11 protein-coding genes, 1 tRNA gene and 1 riboswitch are annotated in these 9,888 nt (G+C 66.4%); of the genes, 5 read left to right on the forward strand and 7 right to left on the reverse strand.

From position 1 onward, the window contains the following. Positions 1 to 221: 221 nt before the first annotated feature. Positions 222 to 2,084: a gamma-glutamyltransferase gene (gene ggt, locus ACREE8_RS18340; protein WP_431574449.1), complete on the reverse strand. Its 1,863-nt coding sequence runs from the start codon at positions 2,082 to 2,084 to the stop codon at positions 222 to 224. Here ggt and ACREE8_RS18345 point away from each other — a divergent pair. The 3 genes from ACREE8_RS18345 to panC all read left to right on the forward strand — a co-directional run bounded on the left by ACREE8_RS18345 (position 2,083) and on the right by panC (position 4,559). After that, a complete protein-coding gene (locus tag ACREE8_RS18345; RefSeq protein ID WP_431574450.1) occupies positions 2,083 to 2,586 on the forward strand; it encodes a potassium channel family protein in 504 nt (167 codons plus the stop codon). The genes ggt and ACREE8_RS18345 overlap by 2 nt on opposite strands. Before the next feature lie 241 nt (positions 2,587 to 2,827). Further along, positions 2,828 to 3,649 carry a 3-methyl-2-oxobutanoate hydroxymethyltransferase gene (gene panB, locus ACREE8_RS18350; RefSeq protein WP_431574451.1) on the forward strand — a complete coding sequence of 274 codons (822 nt, stop codon included), beginning with the start codon at positions 2,828 to 2,830 and terminating at the stop codon, positions 3,647 to 3,649. A gap of 16 nt (positions 3,650 to 3,665) precedes the next feature. Continuing rightward, positions 3,666 to 4,559, forward strand: a complete 894-nt coding sequence (gene panC / locus ACREE8_RS18355; RefSeq protein ID WP_431574452.1) for a pantoate--beta-alanine ligase — start codon at positions 3,666 to 3,668, stop codon at positions 4,557 to 4,559. A gap of 82 nt (positions 4,560 to 4,641) precedes the next feature. Here panC and ACREE8_RS18360 read toward each other — a convergent pair whose 3' ends face one another. The 6 genes from ACREE8_RS18360 to ACREE8_RS18385 form a co-directional block, all read right to left on the reverse strand. Beyond that, entirely contained in the window at positions 4,642 to 5,409 is a 768-nt protein-coding gene (locus ACREE8_RS18360; RefSeq protein ID WP_431574453.1) for a CbtA family protein, read from the reverse strand. A gap of 29 nt (positions 5,410 to 5,438) precedes the next feature. Further along, complete coding sequence (locus ACREE8_RS18365) at positions 5,439 to 5,624, reverse strand: CbtB domain-containing protein (protein ID WP_431574454.1); 186 nt, start codon at positions 5,622 to 5,624, stop codon at positions 5,439 to 5,441. Further along, the gene (locus ACREE8_RS18370; RefSeq protein WP_431574455.1) at positions 5,621 to 5,974 is read right to left on the reverse strand and encodes a hypothetical protein; all 354 of its coding nucleotides are present in this window, start codon (positions 5,972 to 5,974) and stop codon (positions 5,621 to 5,623) included. The genes ACREE8_RS18365 and ACREE8_RS18370 overlap by 4 nt, the downstream gene beginning before the upstream one ends. 111 nt (positions 5,975 to 6,085) lie before the next feature. Further along, positions 6,086 to 6,298: riboswitch (cobalamin riboswitch) on the reverse strand. Positions 6,299 to 6,531: 233 nt separating this feature from the next. Further along, positions 6,532 to 7,011, reverse strand: coding sequence for a xanthine phosphoribosyltransferase (gene gpt, locus ACREE8_RS18375; protein ID WP_431574456.1), 480 nt, complete (start codon positions 7,009 to 7,011; stop codon positions 6,532 to 6,534). 53 nt (positions 7,012 to 7,064) lie between these two features. After that, the gene (locus ACREE8_RS18380; protein ID WP_431574457.1) at positions 7,065 to 7,499 is read right to left on the reverse strand and encodes a DUF4864 domain-containing protein; all 435 of its coding nucleotides are present in this window, start codon (positions 7,497 to 7,499) and stop codon (positions 7,065 to 7,067) included. Between the two features lie 156 nt (positions 7,500 to 7,655). Continuing rightward, positions 7,656 to 8,579 (reverse strand): hypothetical protein, encoded by a 924-nt coding sequence (locus ACREE8_RS18385; protein ID WP_431574458.1) that lies wholly within the window; start codon positions 8,577 to 8,579, stop codon positions 7,656 to 7,658. A 488-nt stretch (positions 8,580 to 9,067) separates the two neighbouring features. Between ACREE8_RS18385 and ACREE8_RS18390 the strand changes: the two genes are divergently transcribed. Together ACREE8_RS18390 and ACREE8_RS18395 are read left to right on the forward strand one after the other, a co-directional pair. Next, positions 9,068 to 9,144, forward strand: a tRNA-Arg gene (locus tag ACREE8_RS18390). Between the two features lie 482 nt (positions 9,145 to 9,626). Beyond that, positions 9,627 to 9,888, forward strand: a 262-nt coding sequence (locus ACREE8_RS18395) for a type II toxin-antitoxin system HicB family antitoxin (RefSeq protein ID WP_431574459.1), incomplete at its 3' end; no start/stop codon positions are given.

Here is a 9,888-nt window from a genome sequence, read left to right on the forward strand (position 1 = left end):
GCTCTACTTCTAAGCTGAGAGCGAGACCGATGTCGACGCTGCGCGCAAATCTTCGAGCAACCCCTCCCCCTACCCCCTCCCGCAAGGGGAAGGGGCTTGGATTTTTTCTTCCCCTCGCTGGATTCACGATCAGGAAAGGGCGCGATTACTGTTAGTTCGAGCCCCCTCCCCTTGCGGGAGGGGGTAGGGGGAGGGGTGGGCGATAGACGCGATGTTTTCGCTCAAACCCCCAACACCGCGCTCTCGCGCCGCGGGTCGCCGCCGCCGATGAGGCCCTCGGGGGTGACGCGGATCGAGTTGAGGCCGCTGGTCATGTCGGTGAAGCGCACGTCATGGCCGCGTTCGGCCAGGATCGGCGCGATGCTGCTCAAGGCGGTGTCGGCCTCGAGCTCGGTGGCGCCGTTGCGGTTGACGAAGTTGGGAAGGGCCGCCGCCGAGGCGGGATCGAGATTGCCATCGAGCATGGCGATCAGCGCCTTCGTCACATAACCGATGATCGAGCTGCCGCCGGGCGAGCCGGTGACGAGGACGAGGCGTCCCTGATGATCGAACACCATCACCGGCGTGATCGAGCTGCGCGGACGCTTGCCGGGCTCGACCCGGTTGGCCACGGGCTTGCCGTCGACCTCGGGGATCGAGGCGAAATCGGTGAGCTCGTTGTTGAGCAGGAAACCATGCACCATGATCTTGGAGCCGAAGGCGCTCTCGATCGTGGCGGTGAGGCTGACGGCATTGCCCGCGTCATCGACGATGCTGATCTGCGTGGTGCCGGTCGGCTCATACTGCACCGGCGGCGTGACGAAGGCCTGCAGGGTCGGCGGTGCGCCGGGGAGGGCCTTGCCCATGCTGCAGGCATCCTGGATCTGATCGCCGCGCTTGGCCAGATAGTGCGGATCGAGCAGCCCTGCTGTCGGCACCGGCACGAAATCGGGATCACCCAGATAGAGCGCGCGATCGGCGTAGGCGAGCGCCTCGGCCTGGGTCACCAGATGCAGGCTCTCGACATTGCCCGTGCCCGGCGCGCCGAGACGGTAAGGCTCGAGCATGGTCAGGATCTGCAGCAGCGCCACGCCGCCGGAGCTGGGCGGGGGCACGCTGCAGACCTGCCATTCGCGATAGGGCCGGCAGAGCGCGTCCGGCGCATGGGCGCGATAAGCGGCGAGGTCGCTCGCCGTCATCTCGATCGGATGGCGCCAGGCTTGGCTCACCGAGGCCGCGATGTCGGTGGCGATGGGCCCGCGATAGAACGGCGCCGTGCCCTGCGCCGCGATCGTCTTCAGCGTCTGCGCGAAATCCGGATTGCGCAGAATGCTGCCCACGGGCTTCGGCGTGCCGTCGGGCTGGTAGAAATAGGCGGCGGCCGTCGGCGAATGCGGCAGATATTCGTCTTCCGCCAGGAGCTGCGCCAGCCTGGGCGAGACGGCGAATCCGGACTCGGCCAGACGAATTGCCGGCGCGAAGAGTGTCGCCCAGGGCAGTTTCCCGAACTGCCGATGGGCCAGCTCATACATGGCGAGGATGCCCGGCACGCCGACCGAGAGGCCGCTCGCCTGCGCGTCCTCGAATTCGAGCGGCTTGCCGTCAGCGCCCAGGAAGCGATCGGGCTTGGCCGAGGCCGGCGCCGTCTCGCGGCCTTCGAAGGCCTGGAGCTTGTTGTGCTGGGCGTCGAAGGCCAGCATGAAGCCGCCGCCGCCGAGGCCCGAGGATTGCGGCTCGACCAGATTGAGCACGAGGGCGGTGGCGATCGCGGCATCCACGGCGCTGCCGCCCTGGCGCAGGATCTCGCGCCCTGCTTCGGCGGCCAGCGGATTGGCGGCGACGATCATGTGACGCTGGGCGCGGACGGCGATGCTGGTCTGCTGCCCGGTCGCCGCTTCTGGTGCCGATGCCGCCGTATCCGAGGCTTCGACCTTGCCGGGCGTGCAAGGCGGGAACGGACCGCTGCAGCCAGCAAGCGCGATGCCGGAGACCAGCGAGAAAACCAGGAACCAGCGCGTTCGCGGCGCTCTCGTAACAGCGCCCGCGATCCCCGTGTCGTATGTTGTCGGCGTGGCGGGCCGTCCGTCGGACAGGGGACCATTCATGATCATCGGTATGTTTTCCAGCATCCTGCTCGTTCTCGCCTGCATTCTGGTGCATTATGAAGCCTTGCGCATCGTCTCCTCGCTGTTGCCGGGGCCGTCATGGATCGGGCTGCGCGGACGCATGCTGGGCATTGTGGCCGCCTGCTTCGCAGCCCATACGATCGAGGTGTGGATCTTCGCGGTCGCCTATTATTTTCTCTCCGATCATTTCGCGCTGGGCGCGATCGCGGGTGAGCGGCAGATCGATTTTCCCGACCTGGTCTATTTCTCCGCCGTGACCTACAGCACCATCGGGTTCGGCGATCTCTACCCGATCGGCGGTGCCAGGCTGCTCGCCGGCGTCGAGGCCGTCATCGGGCTGCTCCTGATCGGCTGGTCGGCCTCGTTCACTTACCTGGTCATGGAGCGGTTCTGGCCCCTGCACGCCATCCGGCGAAAGCAGCCTGCGGCCGATGGCAAGGAGCCGATGCCCCCGCGGCTCTGGCATCGACTCCCGGATTGAACAGTTAAGCCATTGGCGCAGGGGTGAATCGGGCCGAAAATCCAGATATCTGGAATGGATTTTGCAGTGGCGAAGGCCGTTGTGCGTTGCACCATTATTGGCGTAAAACCATTGGCGCAATGCGCCGGCCCCTGTAGGGGTGGGATCGGCCGCTGGGTTGATAAGCGGTTGGCGGCAAGGGTCTTCGGCCCCAGAGGCGAGAGCACCTCGAGGACCTTCAGGATCGCCAGGAGGGTTCTCGATGAGCACCGTAAGGCGGCTCGGGCGTATTTCGGTCCCCGAACTCAAGGCTCGCAAGGGCGGCGAACCCATCGTCTGCCTGACGGCCTATACGACGCCCATGGCGCGTCGGCTCGACCCCCATGTCGATCTGCTGATGGTCGGCGATTCGCTCGGCATGGTGCTCTATGGCTTCGACAGCACCTTGCCGGTGACGCTCGACATGATGATCGCCCATGGCGCCGCCGTGCGCCGCGGCAGCGAGCGCGCCTGCCTCGTGGTCGATCTTCCCTTCGGCAGCTATCAGGAATCGCCCGAGGTCGCCTATCGGGCGGCGGCGCGGTTGGTGGCCGAGACCGGCTGCTCGGCGGTCAAGCTCGAAGGCGGCCGGGAGATGGCGCCGACGGTGGCCTTCCTCGTGGCGCGGGGCATTCCGGTGATGGGCCATGTCGGTCTCACGCCGCAATCCGTCAATACGCTGGGCGGCTACCGCGCGCGCGGGCGCGATGCGGAACAGCGCGAGGCGATCACCGCGGATGCGGTCGCGATCTCGGAGGCCGGCGCCTTCTCGCTGGTGGTCGAGGGCGTGGTCGAGCCGCTGGCCCGCGCGATCACCCAGCGCATTGCGATCCCGACCATCGGCATCGGCGGCTCGCCTGCCTGCGACGGGCAGGTGCTGGTGATCGACGACCTGATCGGCATGTTCGATAGTTTCACGCCGAAATTCGTGAAACGCTATGCCGAGGTCGGCGATCAGGTGGCGGCGGCCGCGATCGCCTATGCCGCCGATGTCCGGGCGCGGCGCTTCCCGGCCAAAGAACATCTCTTCGGCACCGAGAACTGACGGATCTTCCGAGGGCATGGTCATGGCGGCCCAGGCTCAACGTTCGGCAATCGCGGAAACGCCGGTCCTGCGGACGGTCGCGGAGTTGCGCGCGCAGATCGCCGAATGGCGCGGGCATGGCGAGACGATCGGGCTGGTGCCGACGATGGGGGCCCTGCATGACGGCCATCTGACGCTGGTGCGTCAGGCGAAGGCCGAATGCAGCCGTGCGGTGGCGACGCTCTTCGTCAATCCCACGCAATTCGCGCCGGCCGAGGATTTCGATGCCTATCCGCGCGACGAGGCCAAGGATCGCGCGCTCTTGGCGACGGCCGGGTGCGATCTCCTGTTCGCGCCCTCGGTCGAGACCGTCTATCCGCAAGGCTTCTCGACAACGGTCGAGGTCAAGGGACTGACGCGCCATCTCGACGGGCCTTTCCGCCCGTCCCATTTCGCCGGCGTCGCCACCGTGGTCTCGAAGCTGCTGCTGATGGCAGGACCGACCCGCGCCTATTTCGGCGAGAAGGATTTCCAGCAGCTCCAGGTGATCCGGCGCCTCGCGCGCGATCTCGACATTCCGACCCAGATCGTCGGCGTGCCGACGGTGCGCGAGGCCGATGGCCTGGCGCTTTCCTCGCGCAATCGCTACCTGACGCCGGCCGAGCGGCAGATCGCGGCCAAGCTGCCGCGGCTGATGCAGACGCTGGCGGCGCGGCTCGAAGGCGGCGCCGAGATCGAGGCGACGCTGATCCAGGCGCGTGGCGAGCTGCCGGCCGCCGGATTCGACCGGCTCGATTATCTCGATCTGGCGGACGAGGCGACTTTGACGCCGTCGGCCTCGCCGCAAGGCGCCGCCCGGCTCTTCGTCGCCGTCTGGATCGGCCGCACGCGCCTCATCGACAACTGGCCGCTGTCGCTTCCCGAGAACTGACGAGGCCCGAAAAATGAAAACCTCCCGGGGCTGTTCACCCGCGGGAGGCTTTCGATTCCGTCGCCGGAACCGTCCCTGAGGATCAGGCCGGCTTGACGAAGCGCTGGTAGAAATAGCCCGAGAGCGTGCCGAGCGCGGCCCAGAACACGAGGCTGGTGATGACCACCGCCACGATGAACTGATGGGCGATCGATTCCGGCGCGGCGCTTTCGGCGTGGTCGAGCTGCGGCGCGCCGACGATATGCGGCACCACCAGGAGGGCCAGGCCCGCCAGACACCAGAGCGGCTTGCGCCCGAAGAAGAGGCAGGCCAATCCGCCGCAAGCTGCGGCCACCGTGAAGACCCACCAGACCTGACGGGCCAGCAAGGGCGCTGCCTGCGTTCCCGGCACTTCCGGCGGCAAGCCCAGGCCCGGCGCCAGGGTGAAGGCGACGAAGCCGGCGAGACCCCAATAGAGCCCGGTCTGCCAGTTCATCGCGCCGCCCCGCAGCGCGAAGGCCGAGACCAGCAGCAGCGCGAAGCCGACGCCGGTCAGGAGATCCGCCAGCACGGTGAAGGCATTGCGCTGGAAGCCGTCTGCCGGCTCCCATTCGCCCGCCTCATGTTCCATGCCGGGCATGTTCGCCATGCTGCTGTCGGCCGCGCTGGCCGCGGTCGAGCTGCCGTCGGTGGGTGTGGTGGGTGTCGTGGTCGTGCTGGCCGTGGCTTCGGCGGCGTCGGCCGCCTTCTCATAGACTTCGGCCTTCAGGATCACCGGCACGGTCGAGACCTGATGCACGACGGTCACGAACGCGCCGGCGATCAGTCCCGCCGCGGCGGCGGCGAAGATCAGTTTGCGAAGGAGTTCCATGGATGTGCCCCTTTTTGGGGCTGCCTGGATCAGTGGCAGGGGAACGCGTTCGAGTGCCGCACGTCATGGGCGGCATTGTGGAACGCGCTGACATGCGAGAAGCCGACGCCGAAAATCAGGAAGGCGCCGAGGAAGGCGGCGAAGGCGACGGCCATGGCGCGGCTGGCGACGGAAACATCTGTACGGCCGTCGGCGTGGGTACGGGTCGTGTTCACGTAAGGGACTCCCCAAAAGCTGGATGATGATGGAAACGGGAACGGCGCCGCTCGCCGGCAAACTGCGCGAGGCGGCTCAAGGAGAACTGGCTGACGACATCGAGGAGTTGATGCAGCGGCGCCGACAAGGTCGGCCCCGGAGATCCGCTCTGATAGTCGAGGACGGCGCGGGCCGCCCGGGCCGGGTCGAGATCGTCGGGCAGCGACATCACCCAATCCAGCAGGTTGAGGCGGTCCTCGTCCTGGCGATGGGTGTCGAGCACCAGCAGCAGATCGAACAGAGCGGCTGCGGGAATCTCGGCGCTGCCGGCGGTCGGGCCGGAAGGGGCGGAACGGGCGTCAGCGACCACGGGATTCGCCTCCGGATCGAACCGGGAGCGGCGTCGCCTGGGCGGATCTGCACCAAAGAATCGTCGGGATGATGGTCATGGCTTCCTCCAGGGCACCCCGCCCCGATGTTGAAATCCAATCCCTCGATGGCAGGTCTCCTGGCTCGCGGGTCGCTGCCTGACGCCGGACCTTCCCGGTTTCCCAGTGGTCGTGAAGGCAACAGGCTCGCCGCTTACAGTTGCGGGGGCAGCCACGGTTTTGGCCCCGATTGGGTCGTCCACACCGTGTTCCCTTTTGATCCCCTGGAATTCATCCGTCGGGGAACCATCGAGAATCGGACGGTGCCACCCTGAATCACCGGGTGTCAAGCGAAGGGAGGGGACGGAGATCAAGCGGCACACCAGCGACCGTTTTGCATGCGGATGCGACGGGGCAAGGGGGATGCAGGGTGGGTGCGCGGGCGCCGGCGCGGCTTGAGTGATTCGCGCCAATTTTCAATCGGGCGGGCCCGCCCAAGTTTTCAAACGAAGCGCAACACCGGATCGGCCGGTCGCCAGCGGAACGAGCCCTTGGCCGCTCACCCGTTCCGGCGCTTGGCGATCGGCTGGATGAATTGCGGCTCGATGTCCCAGGGGAACAGGATCCAGGTGTCCTGGCTGACCTCGGTCACATAGGTGTCGACCAGCGGCTTACCGGCGGGCTTGGCGTAGATGGTCGCGAAATGGGCCTTGGGCAGCATCTCGCGGACCGCCCGGGCGGTACGGCCGGTATCGACCAGATCGTCCACGATCAGCCAGTTCTGGCCGTCGCCGGGGACGCCCTTGAGCACCTTGAGCTGGCCCTGGCTGAATTCGTCATAGCTGATGATGCAGACCGTATCGATCAGCCGGATATCGAGCTCGCGCGCCACGATCGCGGCCGGCACCAGTCCGCCGCGCGTCACGGCCGCGATCCCGGTGAAGGGACCCATTTCCGACAGCCGCCAGGCCAGCGCCTTGGCGTTGCGATGCAGCTCTTCCCAGGTGACCGGGAAACTCTTGTCCGGCGGTGCGCTCATGGCCGGCACTTCTCCAGCACCGGCCGGGTGCCGTCAAGGGCGTGCGCGGGCGCTCAGACGCTCTGGTCGGGCGCCTGGGTCATATAGACGCCGTTGATCCGCCAGGAGCCGTCAGGCTGCTTCTGCATGAGATAGATCATCAAAACCGGGACGCCGTCCGGGCCGACCACCCGCACATTCTGGACCGGTCCGACATCCTCGACCGACAGCTCCTCGAACTCGACCGATTTCGGCCGGTAGACCTGCGGATAGCCGGTCTTGACCATGGCCATGAAGTTGCCCGGGTCGCCGAACTTCTGCTGGATCGAGGGCGAGGCGAAACCGAAGGCGGTGGCGCCATCGTCATGCCGGAACGCGTCGATCTGGTTTTCGATCACCTGATGGATGGCGCTGGCATCGGCCGGTGCCAGGCTTTCGTCGCCGGCCCGGGCTGCGAGCGGCGCCGACAGAGCCCAGCCGAGCGCCAAAGCCGCAAGGAGAACCCGCATCTGTCCCTCCTACCGGGCGCCTTTCAGCGGGACGCCCTTCATCGAGACTAGGTCCGGGGGCGGGGCTTCCAAGGCCCCGGGGCGGGGCGCCCAAAAAGAAACCGGCGCCTGGAGGGCGCCGGTTTCGTCGTCGGGTTATGAGGTGAGTGTAGAGGTCTATCGGACGTAAAGCTGGACTTCGTTGGTCTGCGCGTTCGGACTCGTCATGGTCGACAGGCTCACGCGGTCCGGCGACAGGCCCATCGAGGTCAACGAGCGCAGCACCTTATCGGCGCTACGGCGCGCATTGCTGCTGTTGAGCGACACCTGCGCTGCCGTGCCGGCCGAGGGCGCCACCGCGACCAGATCGAAGCCCGCATTGGGGCGGCGATCGAGGGCGGCGCTGACGGCGGCGAACAGCGCCTGCTCGTAATCCGGATTGTCGCGGTCGAAGCGGATCACCACCAGCGGACGGCCGGTGGCGATGCCCGAGCCCGGCGGCAGCGGCGGCGCCATCGCCGGCGCGTAGTTGCGCGCGGCGAAGCTCTCACCATAGAGCTCGCCATTGTTGACCGCGAGCGCCAGGGTGTTGAGGTTCGAGCGCTCGGCGCCGAGATAGTTGGTCTGGCGCGAGATGTCCTCGGTGAGCTCGGTCAGGAGGCGGTCGATCAGCACCGTGGTGCGGTTGGTCTCGTCCTCGAGGATCGAGAGCTGGCGGTGGTCCTCGTCGACCGCGCCCGAGATGCCGAAGGCGGCGCGCGAGGCCTCGAGCAGATAGCTCGACAGTGCCGCATTGCTCGCGACGTCGTTGGCCAGCGAGTTCATGCGGCCGAGATCGGTATTGACCGCCTCGAGCTGGGTCTGGGCCTGGTTCCATTGGGCGACCAGGATCGGGTTGCCCTTGGTGGTGCCGACCTGCAGCTTCGCCTGGATCGCGGCGACGGTGTTGTGATAGTTGCTCGCGGTGGTGACGGACTGGGCGCGCAGCTGCTGCAGCTGCTTGTTCTCGTCGGCGACGGAGGCCTGGAGGCGCGTCAGATCCGCGCGCAGATCCTCGACCTTCTTGCCGACGAGCGTCCCGGTCGGCTGTCCCGGCGTCACGCCTTCGGGCTGGAAATTGCCACTGTTCAGCTGCAGGGGACTGTTGGTAGCGGTAGTCCCCGTCGACGTCGCCGGGGGCGAGGTTGAAGCCGTCTGGGTCGAAGTGCTGGGGCTCGACGCGGAAGCGCCTGCCGAAGAAGCCGGTTGGCCAGTATTGGTACATGCCGACAGGACGAGTACGGCGCCTGCGATGGCTGCGCGAATTGGCTTCATGCTCATGCGATGGCTCGACCCTGCAATCACGGTGGGGAATCGCCGACCGGCAGGCGCCAGTCCGCATGCAAAAGCCGCTTCCCCACGTTCCCCCATTCTGGCCCGAGAATCATAACGAAGCCCTACCAGCGCCACAAGCGGGTTTTCCCGCTAGCTTGCGAAGAATTCAGCCCTTTTTGCCGCTTGGCTACTGCTCTTGCCAGTGCCTCGGGCTTTCGTGTAGGTTCCGCCGCCTGTCGCAGGGTGCCTTGGTACCGATGCGCGACAAAAGTGATGCGCCCGTAGCTCAATTGGATAGAGCACCAGACTACGAATCTGGGGGTTGGGAGTTCGAGTCTCTCCGGGCGCGCCACACTCTCCCTAACAATTCAGCAGCTTGCGTCATCGCATCCATTCGGCGAGAGCGAGATCTGCGCGTTCGGGTAGCGTGCGGGGTAGCATTGCGGCGCGTGGCGATCGAAACAGAGAGTTTTGATTTCTGATTCTGGTCGGGATGAAAATAAACTGGCTGGATTGCTGCCGTCAGGTTCGTTTGATTTCGGTGATTATTAATCAGTCTGCCCAGGGCTCCTGACAGAGCTAAGGCTTCGGACGCCAAGCGAAGCTGGTCATCCGGCTTTGGCGCCTGGCCCCGGCCGCGCCCTTGGCACTCCACCCCTTAGGACGGCCTTTGCTGTTGTCCTTGGTGGAGGCGAACCGTTTATGATGTCCGTCAGGTAGTCCTCGAGCTGGTGCGTCCGATCGGCCGCTATAAGGACGCCAGCGCCAATAGGCGCAAGGGGAACAGCCGCAACGATTTCCCGCCCAGTCAAAAACCCAGGGAGGATCAACCCCATGCCCCCAATAGCCAGTAAGCGGGCCAGCAGATCCGGCTACCGCTTCCCTCTGGTCCTGGCGCCCGACGACAACAACACGGTCCTCGTCACCTGTCCGGACGTCCCGGACATGATCACGTTCGGCCGCAACCGAGCCGACGCCATTCGCCGCGCCAGAGGCGCCCTCGACGCGGTTATTGATCACCGGATCGAGCGCGGCTTGGCTTTGCCCATGCCGCGGCGCCCGGAACGCGGCCAGCCCATCGCGTCACCGTCGCCGG

Origin of the sequence: Hypericibacter sp., assembly GCF_050729195.1 — a bacterium.
GTDB lineage: Bacteria > Pseudomonadota > Alphaproteobacteria > Dongiales > Dongiaceae > Hypericibacter.

Coding starts and splice junctions, on each gene's coding strand:
- ACREE8_RS18345 (WP_431574450.1), top strand. CDS start 2,083: ATGATCATCGGTATGTTTTCCAGCATCCTGCTCGTTCTCGCCTGCATT.
- ggt (WP_431574449.1), bottom strand. CDS start 2,084: ATGAATGGTCCCCTGTCCGACGGACGGCCCGCCACGCCGACAACATAC.
- panB (WP_431574451.1), top strand. CDS start 2,828: ATGAGCACCGTAAGGCGGCTCGGGCGTATTTCGGTCCCCGAACTCAAG.
- panC (WP_431574452.1), top strand. CDS start 3,666: ATGGTCATGGCGGCCCAGGCTCAACGTTCGGCAATCGCGGAAACGCCG.
- ACREE8_RS18360 (WP_431574453.1), bottom strand. CDS start 5,409: ATGGAACTCCTTCGCAAACTGATCTTCGCCGCCGCCGCGGCGGGACTG.
- gpt (WP_431574456.1), bottom strand. CDS start 7,011: ATGAGCGCACCGCCGGACAAGAGTTTCCCGGTCACCTGGGAAGAGCTG.
- ACREE8_RS18380 (WP_431574457.1), bottom strand. CDS start 7,499: ATGCGGGTTCTCCTTGCGGCTTTGGCGCTCGGCTGGGCTCTGTCGGCG.